The following is a 23,766-nucleotide window of genomic DNA, read 5'->3' as shown; positions in this document are numbered from 1 at the left end:
AGTTTATGTTCACTTGTGGTGCAAGGTTATTACGCCATACTCAGATTTTGCTTGGATCTGATGGAGAGAATACCGTGACATTGGTACGCTTTTCCCTTGCTCTGCCGCCCCTTAACGTCTAACGGATATCACACACTCATGAGAGATCATCGTCCACAAGCCGCTCAGGCGTTACTGGAAAATGCCCTGACAGGTCAAATCCATCAACGGGCCATGGCGTTAGCCAAACTCAACCAACAGGTTCAGGCAGTGCTCCCTCCCGCATCGGCAAAACAATGCCGTGTAGCCAATTACCGTGACGGTATTCTGGTGCTGGAGTGTGGCTCTTCTACTTGGGCAACGCGGCTAAACTACGACAGACAAACCTTGATGTCTTCCCTGCGCCAAGGGCCCCTTCCATCGCTCATGACGATTGAAATCAAGGTTAACCCAGCCCTTGCGATAGACATTTCAAAAAAAGGACGCGAGAAAGAAGCAGCAAAACAGACCCGCAAAGTGAGCCCAATGGCAGCAGAGTACCTGAAAGCCATCGCCGAAGCAGCGCCTGATAAGGTAAAAAAGAAACTGGAAGCCATCGCAGCGCTGTCTAAGCGGGAAGATTAGGGCCGTAACTTCTGATAAACAGAGACAAAAAAACCGAAGCCAGTGCTTCGGTTTTTTCATTGTGCTTTCTTCGCTTATGCCAGTACCATACCTGGTTGGGCAAATGTCACTGGGAGCGTCTGCTCATCTTCGAATGTCGCCCATTCCCAGGCTTCCTGATCCGCCAAAACTGCACGCAACAACTGGTTGTTCAGTGCATGACCAGACTTGTATGCGCGCATTTCACCAATGATATTATGACCACACATGTACAGATCGCCAATGGCGTCCAGCACTTTGTGTTTCACTAATTCATTGTCAAAACGTAGGCCTTCTTCGTTCAGGATGCGGTAATCATCAAGCACGATAGCACAATCGAAGCTGCCGCCCAGACACAGGTTACGTGACTGGAGGTATTCGATGTCACGCATGAAGCCAAAAGTACGCGCGCGACTGATATCCTTGATGAACGACTGGGAAGAGAAGTCCAACACCAGATTTTGTTGCTCTGCTTCAATTGCCGGGTGATTGAAGTCGATGGCGAAGTCGAGGCGGAAGCCGTCATAGGGCAGCAGCTCTGCCCACTTGTCGCCGTCTTCGATGCGAACAGGTTTCTTAATGCGCACAAAACGCTTTGGTGCATTAAGCGTTTCAATACCCGCCGATTGCAACAGATAAATAAACGGGCTGGCGCTACCGTCCATGATTGGAATTTCCGGTGCATCCACTTCGATGATGACGTTGTCGATACCCATGCCCGCCAGCGCCGCATTAAGGTGCTCAACGGTAGAAATGCGTACGCCATCATCATTTACCAGTGCAGTACACAGCATGGTGTCGCGGACAGACGCTGGGTCCGCCGGAAAATCAACCGGTGGATTCAGGTCGGTACGGCGATAAATCACGCCCGTGTTAGCTGCAGCCGGGCGCAGGATCAAGGTGACCTTACGGCCAGAGTGCAAACCGACTCCAGTCGTTTGAACAATTGTTTTTAATGTTCTTTGTCTAATCATCTGCCATTCCCAACTGAATACATGTTTTGCGCCTCAAATCACCCATTACAGTGTCACAATGAGGAAAAACGGGCAGCATAATATCATGCTACTGTATACAAACCAAGCACTGCCTATTGTTAATCCGCTTGTTTACGTAAAAACGCAGGGATATCAAGGTAGTCTTGATCCTGTTTCGGCTTTGGTGCAACGTTTGACGTCTGTGGCTGAACAGACGATTCTACCGGACGTCCACCCGGCACAGGCGTTGTCACCTTAGATGTATCTTGCAAAGGCTGTGCCTTGTTTTCTACCGCGGTAGTTTTTTGTTGTGTGCCTGGCACCAGCGTAATATCCGGTTTACGTTCATTACCAATACCGGTTGCCACTACTGTTACACGCAATTCGTCACTCATGTCCGGATCCATTGACGAACCAATCACCACAGTGGCGTTATCTGACGCAAACGCTTTTACAGTGTTGCCTACCGTTTCAAATTCATCCAGTCGCATATCGAAGCCAGCCGTGATATTGACCAGAACACCACGTGCACCTGCCAAATCAATGTCTTCCAGCAGTGGGCTTGAAATGGCCATTTCAGCGGCTTCTTCTGCACGGTCTTCACCGGTTGCAACGCCACTACCCATCATGGCATGACCCATTTCCGACATCACAGTGCGCACATCTGCAAAGTCGACATTAATCAGGCCAGGGCGGGTGATCAGCTCTGCGATACCCTGCACTGCATTACGCAGCACATCATTCGCTTTCGCAAATGCATCCAGCAAGGTGATACCGCGACCCAGCACTTTCAGCAACTTCTCGTTTGGGATAGTGATCAATGAGTCAACATGCTTGGACAGCTCATCGATGCCCTGCTCTGCAAACGCCATACGCTTCTTACCTTCAAAGCTAAATGGCTTAGTCACTACCGCTACGGTCAGAATGCCCAGCTCTTTGGCTACCTCAGCAATCACAGGTGCCGCACCGGTACCGGTACCGCCGCCCATGCCTGCTGCGATGAATACCATATCGGCACCTTCAAGCTCAGCTTTAATCGCTTCGCGATCTTCCATTGCTGATTCGCGACCTACCTGTGGGTTTGCCCCCGCACCCAGACCTTTTGTGATATCGCCACCAATTTGAATGACAGTACTGACAGACGTCTTGCGCAGTGCCTGAGCATCCGTATTGACAGTGATGAATTCCACCCCTTCAATTGATTCACGCACCATGTGTTCGACTGCATTGCCGCCACCGCCACCAACACCAACGACTTTAATTACCGCATCGTTGGACATTTCCATCATCGGTTCAAACATGTGTTCTCTCCGTCTTTCCTGTTCGCATCAGGTTTAAAATTCTTTCTTAAGCCAACCACTAAGTTTACTGAACATGCCTGATACAGTTCTTTTAGGCTCCGGCTCGCTCGATTCGTTCAATAGGTTTTCTTTGCCATAATGTAGCAAACCAACCGCAGTGGCGTGATAGGTTGCGTTGACATAGTCAGTCAGCCCTGTCACACCATAAGGAAGCCCCACGCGTACCTGATTCTGGAAAACACGCTCAGCGCACTCTACCAGCCCCTGCATTTGTGCTGCACCGCCTGTGAGGACGATACCTGCAGCCAATTGGTGTTTCACACCCTGGCCACGGAGGCGCTCCTGCACACGCTCCAGCTCGTGCTGCACCAACCCCAGCAGTTCACTACAACGTGGTTCAATGACTTCAGCCAATGTCTGGCGTTGCAGGCTCCGTGAAGGACGCCCACCGACACTTGGGACATCGACCTTGGCATCTTTGTTTACCAGTTCGCTTAACGCACACCCATGCTTCACTTTAATTTTCTCGGCGTCGCTGAGGGGGGTGCCGAAGGCATAAGCGATGTCACTGGTAATGACATTACCGGCGTAGGGAATAACGGCAGCATGACGCAACGCGCCGCCCGTCCATACGGCAATATCCATGGTTCCGCCGCCAATATCGACGACGCATACTCCCAACTCTCTCTCGTCTGCAGTGATCACTGCGTGGCTTGCCGCCAGACCAGAGAAAATTAACTGATCCACTTTCAGGCCACATCGCTCCACGGCTTTTTCAATGTTGCGCGCAGTATCGTTATGGCAGGTAATCAAATGCACGCTGGCTTCCATACGCACACCGGAAAGCCCTACAGGGTTTTTGATCCCTTCCTGATAGTCTATTTTGTATTCTTGTGGGATCACATGCAGCACACGCTGCTCATCACTGATTTTGACTGACTTGGCCGTATGGATCACCATGTCAACGTCATCCTGCGTGACTTCTTCATCAGAAATCGTGCCCATGCCCCGTTCAGTCTGGCAGTGAATATGTTTCCCCGACAGCGACAGATAGACAGAACGGATTTTACAGTCCGACATCAGTTCCGCGTCGTTGACCGCTCTCTCTACTGATTTGACGACAGACTCAAGGTCATTCACGCCGCCTTTATCCATTCCCTGAGATGGCGTGGAGCCCACACCCAGTACATTGACGGCACCATCAGGTAAAATCTCACTGACCAGCACGGAAACCTTGGAAGTCCCGATATCCAATCCAACAATCAGCGGTCTGTCAGTTGTTTGTTTCATTCCACCTACTCTCAGGTATTCTCTTCACCGGCGTCAACGTCAGGCACTTTCCAGCCCACCGCTGCGCCCGTGTCATAGCGCAAATCCACGTATTGAATCGCCCGACCTGTTGCCTTAAAGTCTGGCAACAGTTCAACAAAGCGTTTTAATCTCTCGTTACGGAACTTCCGTCCTAACTCAAGGCGAACCCCATCACGGGTCACGATCCGCCACGAACGACGCTCATTCAGCGCCAAAGCAGCAATGTCTAATTTTGTTGGCACCAGAATGTTGCGCATCTCGCGCCACGCTTCCAATACCTCTTTCTCACTACCATCCGGACCATGGAGTGAGACCAGACCTAGATCTTTGACATCAGCAGGATCGGCACCGAACACCTGGCCATTGACGTCTAAAAGTTGCGATCCATTCCAGACTGCCTCCGGCTGATATTCGGTCACATTCACTTTGAGTGTATCCGGCCACTGTTTTCTCACAGCCACATTGGCAACCCATGGCAGGGATGAAATTGCGCCATGAATGTCGTCAACATTCTGAAGCATAAAACTGTTCAGCGCCCCCAGCTGCAAAACAGCATTTTTCACTGCCAGCGGCGTCAGATGTTTAAGCTCACCCTGCACAACTATCTGGGACAAAGGCAGTTGTTCTTCATCCCCCATCCAACTGAGTACACGAAGCAAAGACCAGAGAATCGTCAGAATGACAAATACCAGAAATGCCAGCCCCCCCCAATGCGCTTTAAGCACTGAAGGCTGAGCCGGTATGTCCTCTACGGTCATATTTGTCATATCAGGCCATTGCCCCTCTCATATCAGGCAACCTGCTACTTTGCTTCTTGCAAAGCCGACCGATTATAACGGTCAGCTTGACAGGTCACCAACCCTTCTTGACACTGAAGTGATGAAGCTGAGATCAAATACATGCAAAACTGCCCCACACAGATCAAAAATTAGACATCACTCCTTCTGGCCGCGCATAAGTCCATGCAACCAGGCTTATACTTGCTCGCTCAGTGCCTTCTTATCCAGCTTTAGCTCCGCCAGTTTTCTGGCCACTTTACCGATATCTCCTGCCCCTTGCGTCAGCACCAGATCGCCCGGCTGAATGACAGCAGCCAGAGCGGCAGGCAGGGCATCGACATCCGGAACAAAAATCGGATCAATTTTTCCGCGCCCGCGAATTGTGCGGCATAGACTTCGGCCATCCGCACCGGCAATCGGTGCTTCACCCGCTGGGTAAACATCCAGCATCAGCAGCACATCAACCTGTTCCAACACATTGGCAAAATCATCGTACAAATCCCGGGTACGGCTGTAACGGTGTGGTTGAAACACCATCACCAGGCGGTTATCAGCCCAGCCTGCACGCGCTGCCTGAATCGTGACATCGACTTCACTTGGGTGGTGGCCGTAATCATCCACCAGTAACGCATAGCCATCATCAACCGGAAACCGGCCTAGCTGATCGAAACGGCGACCAGTGCCTTCAAAGCTTGCCAATGCGCGCAGGATAGCGTCATCTTCCACGCCATCTTCCGTTGCTACGGCGACAGCCGCCGCCGCATTCAACGCGTTATGACGGCCCGGAATATTCAGTTCGACATGGATATCCGGCTTACCGGCACGCAAAACAGTGAAAATACCTTTCTGACCTTCCTGCCGGTAATCTTTCAGCCGTACGTCCGCATCTTCAGAAAAACCATAAGTGATCACCTGACGACCTATGCGTGGGATCAGTTCGCGCACCACAGGATCGTCCACACACATGACAGCCAAACCATAAAACGGCAAGTTGTGCAGGAAGTCGATAAAGGTTTGTTTCAGATTGTCGAAGTCACCGCCATAAGTATCCATGTGATCAGCTTCGATATTGGTGACAATCGCCACCATCGGCTGCAGGTGCAGGAATGACGCATCACTTTCGTCCGCTTCCGCAATCAGGTAACGGCTGCATCCTAAGCGCGCGTTGGTACCTGCGCTTTTCACCAAACCACCATTGACAAAAGTTGGGTCCAGGCCCGCTTCCTGATAGATCAGGGTGGTCAGGGCTGTCGTCGTGGTTTTACCGTGTGTACCGGCGACCGCAATACCGTGGCGGTAACGCATCAGTTCTGCCAGCATTTCAGCACGGCGCACCACAGGAATACGCGCCGCTTTGGCGGCAACCAATTCAGGGTTATCCTGACGGATAGCCGTAGACACCACCACCACACTTGCGCCGTCAACATTGCTCTCGGCATGCCCCAAAAACACCGTGGCACCTTTGCTTTCCAGACGTTGGGTAACAGTATTTTCAGACAAATCCGAGCCTGAGATCTCATAACCTTCGTTAATCAGTACTTCCGCGATACCGCACATACCGGCACCGCCAATGCCCACAAAGTGAATGCGCTTCACACGGCGCATCTCCGGCACCATGGTTCGAATTTTTTCTAGCTGATGACTGTCAAATTTGCCCATCACTTTGTTCTCTTACTTCGCTACGTCGTTGATGACACTGGCAACACGCTCAGCAGCATTGGTAATAGCTGCCGCTTTGGCTGCCTTCGACATCGCCATCAATGACGATGAATCGTTATCTTCCAGGGCTGCTGCCAATGTGTCAGCAGTTAATTCGTGTTGCTCAATCATGCGTGCAGCGCCATTTTCCACCAAGTGCTCGGCATTGAGTGCCTGCTGGCGATCTTTATGCTGGAATGGCACGAAGATCGCGGGTACACCTGCGGCTGCAACTTCTGACACTGTCAGCGCGCCAGAGCGACAAATCAGGATATCCGCCCAGTCATAGGCTTCGGCCACATCATCAATAAACTCAGTCACCTCGACATCTACCACACCGGCTTTCTGGTAACGTTCGGCGGTATCCGACTGATTACCCTTACCAGCCTGATGACGGACCACCGCTTCCCGACCTAGCCTTGCCATGGCTTCCGGCACGGTATGGTTCAGGATCCGGGCGCCCTGACTGCCCCCCATCACCAGCACTTTCAGCGGCGTACCGTCTTCATAAACTTTGTGTTCCGGCAGTGCACAAACATCTTTACGGACCGGGTTGCCGACCACTTCTTTATCGGCAAATGCACCGGGAAAGGCCTGCAAGACTCGTTTAGCTATTTTCGCCAGCCACTGGTTAGTCAAACCAGCCACCGCATTTTGCTCGTGGAGCACCACCGGTACACCACTCAGCCAAGCTGCCAGACCACCAGGTCCGCTGACATACCCGCCCATGCCCAGCACGACATCCGGCTGCCAGTCTTTAATATGATGTCTAGCCTGAAGTACCGCATTCAGTACCATCCAGGGGGCAAGAAGTTTACGCGCAAAGCCCGCTCCACGCAGCCCTTTCACATCAATAAAATTGATCTCAATACCATGTTTTGGCACCAAGTCCGCTTCCATTCTGTCCGCGGTACCTAACCAGCGAATTTCCCACCCCTGCTCTTGCAGTACTTTCGCCACTGCGAGTCCGGGGAAAACATGACCACCGGTTCCTCCGGCCATCACCATTAGTCGTTTAGTTTTTGGTTCTTTTTCGTTTTTCATGAGAGATAATTCGTTGGTGTGCCTGTGCCGTTTCCAAACGGTACTCGTGATCAATGCGAAGCAGCAGTGCCACCGCCGTAGACATAATAAATAAACTTGAGCCGCCATAACTGACCAGCGGCAGTGTCAATCCTTTGGTTGGCATAATCCCTGCCGCAGCGCCGACGTTAACCAACGCCTGAAAAGCAAACCAGATACCGATACCAAATGCCAGAAAGCCGCCAAACAATTGGTTTGCTTCAAGGCAGCGTTTACCGATAAACAAAGCGCGGAACACCAGTGCGAACACCATCAGGAGCACCAGGGTCACGCCCACCAGACCGAGTTCTTCTGCGAGCACGGCAATAACAAAGTCAGTGTGCGCTTCCGGCAGGTATTCGAGTTTCTGAATAGAATTACCTAATCCCTGTCCCCACCAACTGCCACGGCCAAAGGCCATCAGTGACTGAGTGAGCTGGTAGCCGCTGCCAAACGGATCCTGCCACGGGTCAAGAAATGAGGTCACCCGGGCAACACGGTAAGGCTCAGCGATAATAAGGAGCCCCACTAACCCAAATCCTGTAAACATCAAGACACCAAACTGCCATAACTTCGCCCCAGCGATAAACAGCATGCCCACCGTGGTAACAAACATCACCACCACAGATCCCAGATCAGGCTGGAGAAGCAGCAAGCTGGCGATCAATACCAGCACCGCAAGTGGCTTCAAAAAGCCCGTAAAGCTCTCACGCACTTCACCGTGGCGACGCACCAGATACCCGGAAATAAACAAGAACAAGGACAGCTTGGCGACCTCTGCTGGCTGGAGGTTAAAAAAGCCCAACGGCAACCAGCGTACCGCACCGTTAATAGAGCGGCCAACAACCAATACCGCCACCAGTAGGGCCAGCGAAATGAACAGCATAGGAATACTGAGCTGCTGCCAGCGCGCCAATGGGATCTGCATAGCAATACCGGCGATGATAAGCGCACCGATAAGGTACACTCCCTGACGTATAGCAAAGTAAAACGGCTTATCGACCAGGCGGAATGACACAGGGATCGAAGCAGAAGAAACCATGATCAGGCCGACCATCATCAGGCCGAATGACAACCAGACCAACTGGCGGTCATACAACGCCATGGGCGCCGGGCTCGAAAGCCAGCGCACCAAACGGTTGTCTTCCCACTTCGCACTCATCATTCTGTTACGCACTCCCCGGCGCAGCGCTGTGCAATCTCATTCGCATATGCCGCAAATGTGTCACCACGCACCATAAAATTGGTGAACTGATCCAGGCTCGCACAGGCAGGCGACAAGAGCACCATATCCCCCGGATTTGCATTCTCTGCTGCAATGTCCATCGCCTGCTGCATCGTGTCAGTCACCACTGGCTTATCGACCAGTGATGTGAATGCCTGCCTGTCACGTCCGTAGCAATACAAGGTGACGTTGAGCTTATCCAGCGCCGGCTTCAGAAGAGAAAAATCTGCCCCCTTCCCATCGCCACCCACTAACAGATGCAGTCGACCGGCCAATCGCAGGCCGTCAAGTGCTGCCAGTGTGCTGGCAGGGTTCGTCGCCTTGGAATCATTGACCCAAAGCACACCATTGTGCTCAACCACCTGCTGGCAACGATGCGGTAAACCGCGATATTCACGCATGGCTTTGCACTGCGCCGTACGGCTAATGCCTGCAGCATCCGCCAACGCCATCGCCGCCAGACAGTTGGCCACATTGTGGCGGCCAACCAGGGCAATCTCAGAGACAGCCATCACCGGCTCTCCCTTTGCGGTCAGCCATTCTGTCCCATCTTGCTGGGTCAGTGTGTACTCACCCGAAGTAAAACCGAAGCTGGTGGCAGGCTCATTGCCGCCTTTTGTCTGCACATCATCCTGATTCCAGACCGACAGCTTCGTCTGGTCAAAAATACGCAATTTGGCATCGCGGTAATCATCCATTCCTTCGTAGCGATCCATATGATCCTCAGAAAGATTGAGGAACACCGCTGCATCAAGGTTCAAAGACGATGTGGTTTCCAGTTGGAAGCTGGAAAGCTCCAGCACATACAGGTCATGGTCGTTTGCCAGCATATCCAGCGCCGCAAAGCCGATATTGCCGCCGACACCAACGTTAATCCCGGCCGCCTTTGCCATTTCACCGACCAGACTGGTCACAGTGCTTTTACCGTTTGAGCCGGTAATACCAATGACAGGCGCTTTCACGTCGCGGGCAAAGAGCTCAATATCACCGACAATCTCAATGCCTTTTTCTGCCGCCACTTTTAGCTCTGGCGTTGCCAGTGCGATACCCGGACTAGCCACAATAAGGTCGGCAGACAACAGCCAGTCCATGTTCCAGCCACCGGCATGCAGTGCCACGTCTTGTGGCAACAGGTCAGCGCCCGGTGGAGTGACACGGGTATCTATCACTTTTACGATCGCGCCATCATCTTTTCGTACCAGATGATGAACGACAGAGAGCCCGGTCATGCCGAGCCCTATCACCACAATGTTTTTCGCGGCGTCTGTCTTCATTTAGCGCACCTTCAGTGTTGCCAGTCCTGCCAGAACCAGCATCAGGGTAATGATCCAGAAACGCACAATCACGCGCGGCTCTGGCCAGCCTTTCAATTCGTAGTGATGATGGATAGGTGCCATGCGGAAAATACGCTGTCCACGCAGCTTATAAGAACCAACCTGCAGGATCACTGACAGGGTTTCCATCACAAACACACCGCCCATGATCACCAGCAGGAACTCCTGACGTACCAGCACCGCAATGGTACCCAGCGCGCCACCCAGCGCCAGCGAGCCTACATCGCCCATAAATACCTGCGCCGGATAGGTGTTAAACCACAAAAAGCCCAGACCGGCACCGACAATCGCCGCACAGACGATCACCAGTTCATCGGCATCTTTGATGTAGGGGATGTGCAGGTACTCAGCAAAGTTCACGTTACCGGTTGCCCAGGCAATAAAGGCAAAGCCACTGGCCACCATCACGGTAGGCATAATGGCAAGGCCATCCAAACCGTCAGTCAGATTGACCGCATTGCTTGAGCCAACAATCACGAAATAGGTGAAGACGATATAAAACAGCCCAAGTTGCGGCATCACATCTTTGAAAAACGGTACCACCAGTTGGGTTGCTGCGGTGTCTTTACCATGCATGTAAAGGGCAAACGCCACCACCAGCGCAATAGCGGATTGCCAGAAATACTTCCAGCGGGCAATCAGGCCATCGGTGTTTTTACGTACCACTTTGCGGTAATCATCGACAAAGCCCACAGCACCGTAACCCAGAGTCACAAACAGCACTGCCCAGACATACGGATTAGATAGATCTGCCCACAGCAGCACGGTCACAGTAATCGCCGTCAGGATCATGATGCCGCCCATGGTCGGCGTACCCCGTTTGCTGAAATGGGATTCCGGCCCTTCGTTTCTTACCACCTGGCCAATTTGCAGCATTTGCAGGCGGGCAATCAGGCGTGGCCCCATCCAGAGCGACAGCCCCAAGGCGGTCAGCACACTCAGGATGGCGCGGAATGTAAGGTAATCAAACAACCGGAAAAACGGAATGTGCTGTGTCAGGACATCAGATAGCCAATCTAGCATTGAGCTGCCTCCTCTATGGCTGCAACCACTTCAGACATCTTCATTCCGTTGGCCCCTTTGACCAAAACGGAGACTTCTCGCTTTGTATTCATAAGTTTTACTACATGCGCAATCAGCGCGCTTTTATCTTCAAAGTGTTGGCCACCACAACTCTCGCTGATCACAGCGCTGGCTGGACCATAGGTCAATACGGTTTGAATGGAGGCGTTGCTGAGGTGCATGGCCACGTCTTCATGCACCGAATCGGTGTGTTCGCCCATTTCTGCCATGTCGGCCAGAACGATGATCTTGTCGCCATCAAAGCTGTCCAATAAATCCACGGCCGCTTTCATCGCTGCAAGACTGGCGTTGTAACTGTCATCAATCAGGCGCAAGCCGGGGCGTGGAAAGCTTACTGCACCACGCCCTTTGACTGGCGAAACAGAACCAAGGCCACGGACGACATCATCCATGGTTACTCGGGAATCAATTCTGGTGGCTGCAATGGCTGCCAACACAGCATTTGCCACGTTATGCGCACCCGGCAGGCTGAGCCTGACCGGGTAAACGCCATCCGGCGCAACCAGATCGAAGGCGTAGCAACCGTTGTCGATGTGGTGAATGTTTTCAGCACGGTAATCCGCAGGCTTGCCAGTTACTGTCATGGTAAGCACTTGCTTACCTTCAAGCGCCGGGGTCCAAAAATCACCGCCATTGCTGTCCTGGTTGACAATAGCGATACCGCCATCAGACAGCCCCTGGAATATTTCACCTTTTGCCTGAGCCACGCCATCAAGTGATCCAAAGCCTTCAAGGTGCGCTGCCGCCAGATTGGTCACCAGCGCCAAATCGGGCTTCACCAACGACGTGGTATAGGCAATTTCACCGATATGGTTGGCTCCGAGCTCGATCACCGCATAGTCATCGAAAGGGGTGAGTCGCAACAATGTCAATGGCACACCAATGTCATTGTTGAAGTTACCGGCGGTGTAAAGCGTCTGGCCTTTTTGCGACAAAATCGCTGCCAGCATCTCTTTCACTGTGGTTTTGCCACAGCTGCCCGTCAGGGCAATGGTTTTTACGCCACACTGGGATTTTACCCATGCACCGAGTTGCCCCAGAGCCCGCTTGGTGTCTTTCACCACCAGCTGTGGCAAGTCGATATCGACTACTTTGGACACCAACAGAGCAGACGCGCCATTTTGCTTTGCCGTTTCCACAAAATCATGGGCATCAAACCGCTCTCCTACCAAGGCAACGAACAAGGCGCCTTGACTCAAAGTACGGGTGTCGGTAGATACCGCATCAATAGTGACATCCTGACCAATCAACTCGGCATTCAGAACATCCTGCAATGTTGTCAGCGCAACGGAGATCATACGGCTTCCTCCAACAGACGGCGCACGGTATCACGATCGGAATAGTGAACGGTACCGGATGCCAGTACCTGATAATCTTCGTGTCCTTTTCCTGCAACCAGAATCACGTCTTTTTCAGACGCATTTTCAAAGGCATAGCCACATGCCTGTGCACGATCGTGAAGGACAGTTGCCTGATCGGGGTCAGTCATACCACGGAGCATGTCAGCCACAATGGCTTGTGGGGATTCAGAGCGGGGATTGTCATCCGTAATGATGACGACGTCCGCGAGTTTTTCTGCAACATCTGCCATCATCGGGCGCTTGCCCGTGTCCCTGTCCCCGCCACAACCAAAAATACACCAAAGCTTGCCATCACAGTGACGGCGAAGGGCATGCAGCGCTTTCTCAAGCGCATCGGGAGTGTGAGCATAATCAACCACACACATCGGTTTGTCAGGGCGATGAAAAACTTCCATTCGTCCAATCACGGCCTGAAGCTTCGCTGCCGAGGCCAAGAGCGCCGCTTTGTCGTAGCCAAGCGCAAGAAGAGTGGACAGGCTGACCAAAAGGTTCATCACGTTGAACTCGCCGACCAGCGGTGCTGTAAACTCGCCCTCTCCCCAGGAAGAATCAAATCTGATTGTGACACCACTGGTCGCATAATCCACCGCAGTCAACCATAGCTTGCGTCCCTGATGCTGGTGTACTGCTTTTTCAGACATGGAAACCGCCACCGCTTCCGGCATGCTGCCAAGCCAGCTCATACCAACCGGATCATCGGCATTAATCACCGAAACCGGCGAACCATAATGGGTAAACAGGCGCAGCTTGGCTTCTGCGTAGGCTTCCATCGTGCCATGGTAATCAAGGTGATCACGGCTGAGGTTGGTGAAGATTGCCGCATCGAATGCCACCGCTTTTACCCGGTCCTGCACCAGACCGTGGGAGGATACTTCCATCGCCACATGTGTCGCACCCTGTTGGTTGAACTTCGCCAGTTGCTGCTGGATATCCAGTGCGCTGCCTGTGGTGTTGAGAGCTGGCGCCAGCGCATCAAGGAAGCCGTTTCCGGTTGTTCCCATGACTGCGGCTTTTCCACCTATCAAGTCAACCCACTGAGCAACTAACTGGCTGACTGTCGTCTTCCCGTTGGTACCGGTTACGCCAATCACTGTCATCCCCTGGCTGGGCGACTGGTAAAAGCGACCAGCGATGTCTGATAGTGCTGATTTGAGGTGTGGGAACGCCACCACAGGAACGCCGCCCTGCATGGTGACATCAAACTGGCCATGAATATCACCATCATCAGCAATCACCGCTGCCGCGCCAGCCTCAATCGCCGCAGGAATAAAACGACGCGCGTCCAGAGAATGCCCCTGGACCGCAACAAACACATCTCCCGGCGTGATCTGGCGATTATCCAGCGTCAAACCGGTGATGAGGGTATCTGGAATGGCGTCATACCAAGGCGCCAGTAAGTCTTTCAAGCTCGTATTCGGCATCAGTTCCGATTGTCCGTATTAGCGATCTGTAACATGGGTTGCTGAGCGTCCGGTGCAATATTCAGAATTTGCAACGCGCTCTTCATCACGTCGGAAAACACGGGGGCCGCAACCTGACCACCATAGTATTTATCGCCCTGAGGTTCATTGATCACCACCACCATGGCAATGCGTGGATCGCTTAACGGTGCGATCCCCGCCGTATAACCGATATATTCATCACCGTATCCACCGGCCACAGCGACCTTCGCCGTACCGGTTTTGGCGCCAACACGATAACCCTCCACTGCCGCGCGGCGGGCACTGCCCCCTTCCTGCGTGACGGACTCCAGCATGTTGAGTACTTTGCGGGTGTTTTCCTGAGACGCCACCTGCTTACCTGGCACCACAGACTCGGTTTTCAGGATCGACAGCGGACGGTTTACACCCAGCCCACCCAGCACAGCGTACGCGCGAGCCAACTGTGCCGGCGTAATAGAAAGGCCATAACCGAAAGAGAGGGTAGCGCGCTCAAAGTCAGACCAGCGGCGACGGTTTGGGAACAGTCCATACGACTCACCCACCAGGTTTACACCGGTGGCATCCCCAATACCAAAGCTGCTGTAAAGGCCAAGCAAGGCTTCCACCGGCATAGACAGTGACAACTTACTGACACCGATGTTACTGGATTTTTTGAGGATTTTTTGCAGATCAGCTTTGCCGACCTCAGACACATCCCGCACCCGTGCGCCACCGATACTCATGACACCATTGCCGGTATCAATGATAGTGGACTCATCGGCAACGCCGTTTTCCAACGCAGCCAAGACCACCAGCGGCTTGATGGTCGAACCCGGTTCAAACACATCGGTGATCGCGCGGTTACGCATCTTGAAGCTTTTCAGATCTGCACGGTTATTGGGGTTGTAAGACGGTGCATTGACCATCGCCAGCACTTCGCCAGTGCGCACATCCACCATCACCAGTGAGCCTGATGTGGCACGGTAGTCTGCCACTGCCTGCTTGATGGCACGGTAAGCAATCGCCTGCAAGCGTTGATCAATACTGAGTTGCAGCGGTTTGCCTTCTTCACGCTCTTGTTGGGAAATCACGTCAACCACGCGTCCATAGCGATCTTTGCGCACTGTGCGGCGTCCTGGCTCACCACTGAGCCAGCCATCATAGCCACGTTCAATCCCTTCAAGGCCGCGGCCATCAATACCGGTGACCCCGACCAAATGGGCGCTGACTTCCCCTGCCGGATAAAAGCGGCGTGACTCTTCATTCATGCCAATGCCCGGCAAGCGCAGGCCAGCGACATAATCAGCCACTGCGGGCCCCACCTGGCGTTGCAGATAGATAAACCGCTTGTTGCGATTACGTTCAATGCGCGCCACCATCTCCTTACGATCGATGCCCAGCACATCCGCCAACGCGTGCCAACGGTCGATATCTTTCAGGCCACCGTTTTTAAACACCGTGACAGGATCGACATACACCGCTTCCACTGGCACGCTCACTGCCAGGGATTCGCCGTTGCGGTCGGTAATAATGCCCCGTGCTGACGGCATGGCTTTCACCCGCACAGAACGCATATCGCCTTCCTGAAGAAGGCGATCCGGTTCAATAACCTGAATAAAAGCAGCGCGGGCAATCAAAGCGAACATCGCCAACGAAATACAAACGCAAACCGTCACAAACCGCCACTGAATCAAATTCGGTGCCGGCTTTTTCGCGCGCTGGTTTGTCGGTTTCGCTTTTCCCTTCACATTACTGGCTCACTATGATTTCACGTCGACTGTCGGGACGGATCATGTCTTGATCTTGCCGGGCCATGGCTTCCACCCGGCTGTGTTCGGATAACGCATGCTCTTCCAGCAACTGGTTACGCCACTCCACTTCCAGCTGCTCCCGCTCCATCAGCAGCTGGTCATGGTGGGCAATGGCCGCACGCGTTTTCTGGGTGACATACACCACGCTAAGGGCAGACACAAGCACCAACAGCAACAACACCAAAGGAACCCGGCCGATACTGATCAGGTCCTGGAGAATTTGTCTTGTTAGTCCCGGATTGTCTGCCGACATTACTCACCCAGCTTTTCTGCGACACGCAACACCGAGCTGCGTGATCGTGTGTTGTCTGATACTTCAACATCAGACGGTTTTAGTGCTTTTCCGACCGGCTTCATCTTCGCCTGCCCGAGGGCACGGATTTGCTCTTCAGTCAAAGGCACCCCATGCGGTACGTCCGGCCCTTTGCTCTGTTTGCGGATAAAACGCTTCACCAGACGATCTTCCAGCGAGTGGAAACTGATGATCGACAAACGCCCGCCCGGAGCCAGCACTTCCAGTGCACCCTGCATGGCGGTCTCTATCTCTTCCAGCTCACTGTTGATATAAATGCGGATAGCCTGGAAGCAGCGTGTCGCCGGGTGCTTTTTACGGTCACGCGAAGGAGACACGGATGCAATCAGGTTCGCGAGCTGCAACGTACGGGCAAGCGGTTCCTTGGTGCCATCTTCGCGGTGCGCCACAATCGCACGGGCAATGCGCTTGGCAAAACGCTCTTCACCAAACTCTTTCAGCACCCAGGCAATATCATCGGCATCGGCTTCAGCCAGCCACTGTGAAGCCGGAATACCGGATGTCGGATCCATGCGCATGTCCAATGGGCCGTCACGCATAAAACTGAAACCCCTCTCAGGATCATCAAGTTGCGGGGAAGACACGCCAAGATCCAGCAATACACCGTCAATCTTGCCGCTTAAGCCACGCGCTTCCATGTACTGTCGAATACCTGAAAACGGGCCATGAATGATATTAAAACGCGGGTCATCGATTTTACCCGCCTCTTCGATCGCCTGAGGATCGCGGTCGATGCTGTACAAGCGACCGTTTTCACCCAGACGACGTAAAATTTCACGCGTGTGCCCTCCCCGGCCAAACGTCCCATCGACGTAAATGCCGTCGGGCTTCAGCGCCAGGCCGTCGATGGATTCGTGAAGGAGAACGGAAATATGTGAAAACTGCTCTGACATAATCTTGATTACCTAAAGCGATAAGTGACTGAGCCTGTCGCTCAGCGCTTCCGCTGATTCGGCTTGGTGTTGAATATCTAAGTCGATCTGTTGCTGCCACTTGTCACTGTTCCAGATCTCGAACTTGTTGAGCTGGCCCACTAGCATGGCTTTACCATGCAAACCGGCGTAATCACGCAGTGTCGGTGCAATCAGAATTCGCCCCTGTCCGTCCATCTCGCACTCAAACGCATGACCGAGCAACAGACGTTGTAAGCGACGCTCGGCCGGGTTGAGGCTGGATAAGCGGGATAATTTGGCTTCGATACGTTCCCATTCGGGCAAGGGGTAAAGCAGCAGGCATGGTAGCTGATGATCAATGGTGCAGACAAACACGCCATCGCATAACGCATCGAGTTCTTCACGATAACGTTTAGGCAATGCAACACGACCTTTCGCGTCGGGCGATATGGCGCTGACGCCCCTCAACATGTCACTGATTTCCCTTTTTCACCAGAATAACCCACTTTATTCCACTATTTCCCACTATTTCCCACTAGGAAGTGTAAGTATCAGGCAAAAAGAAAGTCAAGCAAGCATCTCGCGCGATCGCGATCACGAAATCGTGAAGCTTATTCTATTTCAACAGCTTGTACATCTCGCCAGCTCGTACATTTTTTAACCGCACAGCATTCCATTTTTTCAGGCATGTGTGTCGATAACGCCAAAACAAAAGAAGGCGAGCTGATGCTCGCCTTCCGGGTATTGGGTGAGTTGGCCTATAAGCCGGGTTCTGTACCGTAAAAACGGCGGTAGCCATTCTTCTAGGCCTGCAATCGCTCACAGGCTCAAGCAACCTACCCGTTCCCAACGCGGGCCACGCCAACGGGAACCTATTTGGTCTTGCTCCGGGTGGAGTTTACCGTGCCACGAACTGTTACCAGTCGCGCGGTGCGCTCTTACCGCACCCTTTCACCCTTACCTGATCTCCGAAGAGCCATCGGCGGTCTACTCTCTGTTGCACTGGTCGTAGGCTTGCGCCCCCCAGGCGTTACCTGGCACCCTGCCCTGTGGAGCCCGGACTTTCCTCCCCTCCGTCAGTCTCCTAAGGGACATCAACGAAGCAGCGGCTACCCGGCCAACTCAGGCGGCGGATTATATAGCGTTCACCACCACGGATCCAGCGAAACCGCCAGACGACTTACGCCAGATTTTCCAATCCCCATTTATAAAGTGCATTTTTCTTCACACCATAAAGCTCAGCGGCAATAGCAGACGCTTTCTTGAGCGGCAGCTCTTTGGCAAGCAAGGTCACGGCTTTGATGGCATCCAATGGCAGATCCTCTTTTTCTGCACGGTGGCCAGCCACTAAAAGCACCATTTCACCACGGATGCGGTTACTGTCCTGATGCAGCCACTCAATCAGCTCACCCAAGGGGGCACCATGAATGGTTTCATAAGTTTTTGTCAGCTCACGGGCCAGCACGACCTGGCGTTCGGCTCCCAGCACTGCCAGCATGTCATCGAGCGTTTCGAGAATACGGTGCGGCGACTCATAGAAAATCAAAGTGCGTGGATCAGCTGCAATTTCAGCGAACTTGTCCCGTCGCCCTTTACTTTTGGGCGGCAGGAAACCTTCAAAACTGAAGCGGTCAGACGGCAAGCCAGACGCACTCAATGCGGTGATCACTGCACACGGTCCCGGCAAAGGCACAACCTTAACCCCTGCCTGACGACAACGCGTCACCAGATGGTAGCCTGGGTCTGATATCAACGGGGTGCCGGCATCGGAAACCAACGCTATGCTCTGGCCTGCAACCAACTTTTCAATCAGAAAGTCGGCTTTCTGTTGTTCATTATGGTCATGTAAGGCGAAAGTTCGGGTGGTGATGCCAAAATGGGATAACAGTTTACCAGTGTGGCGGGTATCTTCGGCAGCAATGATGTCAACCTGCTGTAAAATCTCCAAGGCACGCTGGGTGATATCCCCTAGGTTTCCGATCGGTGTCGGTACGATATATAAAGTTGAGACATCAACCATGGTTGAAGTTTCATCAGTCATTTGTTTCACAACCCTTCGGCGATTAATATAGGGGGTAACAAGTTACGGACAGAAGATGTTCATGCGTAAAATAACCCATAAGTGCAAAAGTGTATCACGAGTTCTCCCGCCAATCGTACTGGCATTGGTATTGTCAGCGTGCTCGGGCGTAACGCCTGTTGAGCAAATTCCTCAATATGACATCACCGCGCCGGTACAGGAGTCATCGACGTTTTATTTACTTCAAGCGGAAACCGATACAGGGGATGCCAAGGTTGACTGGTATCTATTGGCATTAAAAGCACTGATTGCCGAAAAACAATATGCACAAGCTGACGTGTTGGTCAGCCGCATTGCAAAGCTGCCGCTGACCCCACTGCAACTGTCAGAATGGCAATTGAATCGAGCCCTGCTTTCAAAACAAAAAGGGGATCTGCAGACCGCACTGGATAACCTGAACTTACAGTCAGGCTGGTGGATTCCGGCATTGCAATACCAACGCTACTATCTGTTAAAAGGTGAGCTATACGAAGCACTGGATAATATCCTAGGCGCAGTTATTTCCTATTCAGAAGGCTCGCCTTACATCACTGACGATGATGTCAAACAACAGAATTGGGAACATGTTTGGGCACTGTTGGTAAATATGTCACCGTCCAAACTCAACGCCCTTTCCACAACCACTGCCCCTGTGCTCCATGGTTGGGTGGAATTGGCCTCCCTATATCGTCAGTATGCGGGTCACCCGGCCCAGCAACAAGAAGCCCTGAACCAATGGCTGGCGGCCAACCCGTCTCATCCTGCAAACCGATATCTGCCGAAAAACCTCACCGCATTACAGTCGATGGAAATCTTCCGTCCACAACGCATTGCTGTGTTGCTGCCCTTAAGCGACAAATTTGCTCTCCAGGGAGAGGCGATCCGTAATGGATTGGTGCAGGCACTGCTGGACGATGATTCTGCCAACAATGCACCGTCAGTCAGGTTTTACGACACCAACGCGATGTCGATACCAGACATCATCAAGCAATTGCGTGCAGATAACATCGAGTTCGTGATTGGGCCTTTGCAAAAAGACAAAGTGGATGAATTTCTGACGGTTAGCCAGAACGCATTTCCGACACTTGCACTGAACATTCCAAAAGAAGAAGGAGCAATCAATACCTGCTTCTTTACTCTCTCTCCAGAACAGGAAGCTGAACAGGCAGCCATTCATATCGCCCAAAACCAACACCGGTATCCACTGGTTATTGCGCCAAATAACGGATTTGGCCGCCGGGTCAGCGAGGCTTTTTCCAAACAGTGGGAAGCTCAAACCGGAGAGCCGGTAGCAGTGGAATACTTCAAAAACCAGGCCACAATGCAACAAACTGTCCAGCGCGTATTTGGTTTGACCGAAAGCCTGGGACGCATCCAGCAGATGAAACAACTGCTTGGTCTGGATATGGAAGCAGAGAAGCGCAGCCGCCGCGATATCGATGCAGTCTACCTGGTTGCCAATGCCGCTGAGCTGACCCTGCTGAAGCCGTTTATTGAAGTGGCCATCAATCCAGACGTCGTCCCCCCTAAGCTATATGCCAGCTCGCGCTCCAACAACCGGGTAAACGGCGTGGGCGAGATTGGTGAACTCAGGGGCATTGAATTCAGTGACGTCCCCTTATTGGTTGAACCAAACACGCCTGAAGCAGCGAGGTTCAATCAACTTTGGTCGGGGCTTGATAACGGAACGATCCGCCTCTACGCCCTTGGTATGGATGCCTATGCGTTGATTGAAGCCCTGCCGCAAATGCAAGCAATGCCAGAATACCGGTTTGAAGGTCACTCCGGAGAGCTTTCCATCGGCAATTACTGCACCATTAACCGCACTGTCTCCTGGGCGAAGTTTGGGGATCAGGGTATTGTTTCTGTTAAATAGGAAACAGACCGGCGATCACTACGAAAACCAAGCCTGCCGCTTTCTTGAGCGGCAGGGCCTGACCACTCTCGATAAAAACGCTCGCTTTAAAGGCGGCGAACTTGATCTCATTATGCGCGAAAAAAGCTGCATTGTGTTTGTTGAAGTCAAATACAGGAAACAGGCCTCTTATGGTGGCGCTATCGCGACTATTTCCCGACAGAAACAGCAACGCATGCTAAAAGCAGCCTATCTCTGGATGGCTAAAAAAGGACTATCTGCAACACATACCGAGTTTCGATTTGATGCCGTGACTTTTGAAGGCAGTGTAAACTCGGTAAACTGGATAAAAAATATCGTATTTGAAGGGTAATCAATGCTAGAGAGCATCAAAGAGAGCTTCACCGAAAGTATTCAGACACAAATTGCGGCTGCTGAAGCATTGCCTGAGCATATTTCTCAGGCCGCAATGATCATGGTTCAGTGTCTGTTAAACGGCAACAAGATCCTCTGTTGCGGTAACGGTGGCTCCGCAGCCAATGCACAGCACTTTGCGTCTTGCCTGCTAAACCGCTTTGAAACCGAGCGTCCAAGTTTGCCGGCACTGGCATTGACCGCCGATACCGTCACCCTCACCGCGGTGGCCAACGACTATCACCACGATGAAGTCTTTTCCAAGCAGGTCCGTGCCTTTGGCCAGGGCGGCGATGTGTTGTTAGCGATTTCCACCAGTGGTAACAGCAAAGACATCATTAAAGCGATGGAAGCGGCAGTGACCCGTGATATGACCATTGTGGCACTTACCGGTAAAGACGGCGGTGAAATGGCAGGCCTTTTGGGTGAGCAAGACGTCGAAATCCGCATTCCATCACAGCGTACCTCTCGCGTGCAAGAGGTTCATTTAGTAACCTTACATACCTTGTGTGATTTGATTGACCAGTACCTGTTCCCGACACACGGAGAGTAACCATGAAAAAGGCGCTTTTACTGACAGTGTTATTGGGATTAAGTGCCTGTTCTGCGATCTATGAGCAGGATACCCGAACCGCACAAACAGAATGGCAAGACACCCAGTTAGAAATGGCTGTCGCAGGGATCGTCAACAAGGCCCCGTTTAAAGGTGACACCCGGGTCAACGCCGTCTCGTATGAAGGAAAACTGTTATTGATTGGCCAGGCAAGGACCGACGCGCTTAAACACGCACTGGTGACCAAAGTTCGCGAGCTGGATGATGTAGAGACGGTTTACGACCAAATACGTATCAAAGCGCCTCTGTCTGTCAGCGACGTTTCCAAGGACACCTGGATCACCACTAAGGTGAAATCTGCCCTTATCGCCAGCAAAAAGCTCCGTAATGTGAACATTAAAGTCATCACCGAAGACGGTGAAGTGTTTTTGCTGGGTTATGTTACCCGGACACAGGCAGACGAAGCGACTAACATTGCCCGAAACCTAAGCGGGGTAAAGCAAGTGATCAAAGGCTTCCAGTATTACGAGCCGCAATAACTTCCCGTTCTGATGAAATAAAAAAGCAGCCGAAGCTGCTTTTTTTATTTGACGACCGTCAGTGTCGGGCGGCCTTTGGGTCTCAGTTCCGTAACTGACTCATCGTCTGACTTCTGTTGTGATGCATCCTGAGAATCCTGCTCTACCGCGTTCAGTTCTGGCTCAGCATCAAGACGTGCCAATTCTTCTTCGTAGGCAGGTTCAGGATCGAACATCGTACCTGCACCGTTTTCACGGGCATAAATCGCCATAACTGCATACAGTGGGACTGTCACCAGCATTGGCCTTCCGCCAAAGCGGGCATTAAAGCTCACTTTTTCGTTACCCAATTCGAGATTACCCACTGCACGCGGCGCAATGTTCAGCACGATCTGACCTTCCTGAACATACTCAAAAGGTACGTTCACATAAGGCATCGTCGCATCTACCACCAGATGGGGGGTAAGATCGTTGTCCAGCAGCCAGTCATAAAACGCCCGTAATAGGTACGGGCGTCGGGGTGTAAGATTGATGTCGCCCATTACTGCGCCAGACGCATCTCACGCTCAGCTTCGGTCAGGGAAGCCAAGAAAGAATCACGTTCAAAGACACGTGCCATATAGGTTTTCACTTCCTTTGCACCTGGACCACTGAGTTCAATACCCATCACAGGCAAACGCCACAGAAGCGGTGCCAGATAACAGTCAACCAGGCTGAACTCTTCGCTCATAAAGAATGGATACTCGGCAAATACCGGCGCCAGTGCCAGCAGCTCTTCACGCAATTGACGGCGAGCTTTGTCAGCTTCTTCTGCATTGCCTTTTTCAATTTTCTCAGCCAGTGAGTACCAATTACGTTCGATACGGTACATCATGAGACGGCTGTTACCACGCGCTACCGGATAAACAGGCATTAGCGGTGGATGTGGGAAACGCTCATCCAGGTATTCCATGATGATATTTGCGTTGTACAACGCCAATTCACGGTCAACCAGAGTCGGTACCGAGTTATACGGATTCAGATCAAGTAAATCCTCTGGCAGGTTATTTGGATCAACAAGCTCAATCTCGTATGTCACACCTTTCTCTGCCAGAACGATGCGAACCTGATGGCTATACATGTCTGATGCGTCTGAATACAACGTCATCACCGAGCGTTTATTGGCGGCAACAGCCATTAA

At 52.4% G+C, this 23,766-nt stretch carries 23 protein-coding genes and 1 other RNA gene; 5 read left to right on the top strand and 19 right to left on the bottom strand.

Translation table 11 applies throughout. The features are described 5' to 3' along the window. Window positions 1–138 precede the first annotated feature (138 nt). Window positions 139–603, top strand: a complete 465-nt coding sequence (locus AC6IB1_RS03995) for a DUF721 domain-containing protein (RefSeq protein WP_005502117.1) — start codon at window positions 139–141, stop codon at window positions 601–603. A gap of 74 nt (window positions 604–677) precedes the next feature. Here AC6IB1_RS03995 and lpxC read toward each other — a convergent pair whose 3' ends face one another. The 17 genes from lpxC to rsmI form a co-directional block, all read right to left on the bottom strand. Then, the gene (gene lpxC / locus AC6IB1_RS03990; RefSeq protein WP_039849731.1) at window positions 678–1,595 is read right to left on the bottom strand and encodes a UDP-3-O-acyl-N-acetylglucosamine deacetylase; all 918 of its coding nucleotides are present in this window, start codon (window positions 1,593–1,595) and stop codon (window positions 678–680) included. Between the two features lie 119 nt (window positions 1,596–1,714). After that, on the bottom strand, window positions 1,715–2,896 hold the full coding sequence (gene ftsZ / locus AC6IB1_RS03985) for a cell division protein FtsZ (protein WP_497567912.1): 1,182 nt from the start codon (window positions 2,894–2,896) through the stop codon (window positions 1,715–1,717). A gap of 33 nt (window positions 2,897–2,929) precedes the next feature. Further along, window positions 2,930–4,186: a cell division protein FtsA gene (ftsA, locus tag AC6IB1_RS03980; RefSeq protein ID WP_005502127.1), complete on the bottom strand. Its 1,257-nt coding sequence runs from the start codon at window positions 4,184–4,186 to the stop codon at window positions 2,930–2,932. 11 nt (window positions 4,187–4,197) lie between these two features. Then, window positions 4,198–4,974 (bottom strand): cell division protein FtsQ/DivIB, encoded by a 777-nt coding sequence (locus AC6IB1_RS03975; RefSeq protein ID WP_497567911.1) that lies wholly within the window; start codon window positions 4,972–4,974, stop codon window positions 4,198–4,200. A 207-nt stretch (window positions 4,975–5,181) separates the two neighbouring features. Further along, window positions 5,182–6,645 (bottom strand): UDP-N-acetylmuramate--L-alanine ligase, encoded by a 1,464-nt coding sequence (gene murC, locus AC6IB1_RS03970; protein ID WP_497569078.1) that lies wholly within the window; start codon window positions 6,643–6,645, stop codon window positions 5,182–5,184. Between the two features lie 12 nt (window positions 6,646–6,657). Continuing rightward, window positions 6,658–7,728 (bottom strand): undecaprenyldiphospho-muramoylpentapeptide beta-N-acetylglucosaminyltransferase, encoded by a 1,071-nt coding sequence (murG, locus tag AC6IB1_RS03965; protein ID WP_497567910.1) that lies wholly within the window; start codon window positions 7,726–7,728, stop codon window positions 6,658–6,660. Next, window positions 7,700–8,911 (bottom strand): cell division protein FtsW, encoded by a 1,212-nt coding sequence (ftsW, locus tag AC6IB1_RS03960; protein WP_497567909.1) that lies wholly within the window; start codon window positions 8,909–8,911, stop codon window positions 7,700–7,702. The genes murG and ftsW overlap by 29 nt, the downstream gene beginning before the upstream one ends. After that, the gene (gene murD, locus AC6IB1_RS03955) at window positions 8,908–10,245 is read right to left on the bottom strand and encodes a UDP-N-acetylmuramoyl-L-alanine--D-glutamate ligase (RefSeq protein ID WP_497567908.1); all 1,338 of its coding nucleotides are present in this window, start codon (window positions 10,243–10,245) and stop codon (window positions 8,908–8,910) included. Before murD ends, ftsW begins: the two co-directional genes overlap by 4 nt. Further along, window positions 10,246–11,328, bottom strand: a complete 1,083-nt coding sequence (mraY, locus tag AC6IB1_RS03950; protein ID WP_005502135.1) for a phospho-N-acetylmuramoyl-pentapeptide-transferase — start codon at window positions 11,326–11,328, stop codon at window positions 10,246–10,248. Next, window positions 11,322–12,686 (bottom strand): UDP-N-acetylmuramoyl-tripeptide--D-alanyl-D-alanine ligase, encoded by a 1,365-nt coding sequence (gene murF, locus AC6IB1_RS03945; protein ID WP_497567907.1) that lies wholly within the window; start codon window positions 12,684–12,686, stop codon window positions 11,322–11,324. Before murF ends, mraY begins: the two co-directional genes overlap by 7 nt. Beyond that, a complete protein-coding gene (gene murE, locus AC6IB1_RS03940) occupies window positions 12,683–14,170 on the bottom strand; it encodes a UDP-N-acetylmuramoyl-L-alanyl-D-glutamate--2,6-diaminopimelate ligase (protein WP_497567906.1) in 1,488 nt (495 codons plus the stop codon). Before murE ends, murF begins: the two co-directional genes overlap by 4 nt. Then, window positions 14,170–15,918, bottom strand: a complete 1,749-nt coding sequence (locus AC6IB1_RS03935; protein WP_497567905.1) for a penicillin-binding transpeptidase domain-containing protein — start codon at window positions 15,916–15,918, stop codon at window positions 14,170–14,172. The genes murE and AC6IB1_RS03935 overlap by 1 nt, the downstream gene beginning before the upstream one ends. 1 nt (window position 15,919) lies before the next feature. After that, window positions 15,920–16,234 (bottom strand): cell division protein FtsL, encoded by a 315-nt coding sequence (gene ftsL, locus AC6IB1_RS03930; RefSeq protein WP_497567904.1) that lies wholly within the window; start codon window positions 16,232–16,234, stop codon window positions 15,920–15,922. Further along, window positions 16,234–17,187, bottom strand: a complete 954-nt coding sequence (gene rsmH, locus AC6IB1_RS03925) for a 16S rRNA (cytosine(1402)-N(4))-methyltransferase RsmH (protein WP_497567903.1) — start codon at window positions 17,185–17,187, stop codon at window positions 16,234–16,236. The genes ftsL and rsmH overlap by 1 nt, the downstream gene beginning before the upstream one ends. A gap of 12 nt (window positions 17,188–17,199) precedes the next feature. Next, a complete protein-coding gene (gene mraZ / locus AC6IB1_RS03920; RefSeq protein ID WP_005502145.1) occupies window positions 17,200–17,658 on the bottom strand; it encodes a division/cell wall cluster transcriptional repressor MraZ in 459 nt (152 codons plus the stop codon). Between the two features lie 274 nt (window positions 17,659–17,932). After that, window positions 17,933–18,312, bottom strand: an RNA gene (gene rnpB, locus AC6IB1_RS03915) — RNase P RNA component class A. Window positions 18,313–18,367: 55 nt separating this feature from the next. Next, a complete protein-coding gene (gene rsmI, locus AC6IB1_RS03910) occupies window positions 18,368–19,228 on the bottom strand; it encodes a 16S rRNA (cytidine(1402)-2'-O)-methyltransferase (protein ID WP_497567902.1) in 861 nt (286 codons plus the stop codon). A 55-nt stretch (window positions 19,229–19,283) separates the two neighbouring features. Between rsmI and AC6IB1_RS03905 the strand changes: the two genes are divergently transcribed. The 4 genes from AC6IB1_RS03905 to AC6IB1_RS03890 are packed head-to-tail and all read left to right on the top strand — an operon-like array spanning window position 19,284 to window position 22,607. Further along, window positions 19,284–21,122, top strand: coding sequence for a penicillin-binding protein activator (locus AC6IB1_RS03905; protein ID WP_497567901.1), 1,839 nt, complete (start codon window positions 19,284–19,286; stop codon window positions 21,120–21,122). After that, on the top strand, window positions 21,106–21,474 hold the full coding sequence (locus AC6IB1_RS03900) for a YraN family protein (RefSeq protein WP_497567900.1): 369 nt from the start codon (window positions 21,106–21,108) through the stop codon (window positions 21,472–21,474). Before AC6IB1_RS03905 ends, AC6IB1_RS03900 begins: the two co-directional genes overlap by 17 nt. Window positions 21,475–21,477: 3 nt before the next feature. After that, window positions 21,478–22,068 (top strand): phosphoheptose isomerase, encoded by a 591-nt coding sequence (locus AC6IB1_RS03895; RefSeq protein ID WP_497567899.1) that lies wholly within the window; start codon window positions 21,478–21,480, stop codon window positions 22,066–22,068. Between the two features lie 2 nt (window positions 22,069–22,070). Beyond that, a complete protein-coding gene (locus AC6IB1_RS03890; protein WP_497567898.1) occupies window positions 22,071–22,607 on the top strand; it encodes a BON domain-containing protein in 537 nt (178 codons plus the stop codon). 44 nt (window positions 22,608–22,651) lie between these two features. On the opposite strand, the gene sspB is transcribed toward AC6IB1_RS03890, so the two are convergent. Together sspB and sspA are read right to left on the bottom strand one after the other, a co-directional pair. Continuing rightward, window positions 22,652–23,128: a ClpXP protease specificity-enhancing factor gene (gene sspB, locus AC6IB1_RS03885; protein ID WP_497567897.1), complete on the bottom strand. Its 477-nt coding sequence runs from the start codon at window positions 23,126–23,128 to the stop codon at window positions 22,652–22,654. Beyond that, the gene (sspA, locus tag AC6IB1_RS03880) at window positions 23,128–23,763 is read right to left on the bottom strand and encodes a stringent starvation protein SspA (RefSeq protein WP_005502158.1); all 636 of its coding nucleotides are present in this window, start codon (window positions 23,761–23,763) and stop codon (window positions 23,128–23,130) included. Before sspA ends, sspB begins: the two co-directional genes overlap by 1 nt. Between the last annotated feature and the right edge of the window lie 3 nt (window positions 23,764–23,766).

The organism is Grimontia sp. THUN1695 (genome assembly GCF_059704325.2).
The sequence above is the reverse complement of the archived record's forward strand: the minus strand, read 5'-3'. Positions and strand labels throughout refer to the sequence as shown.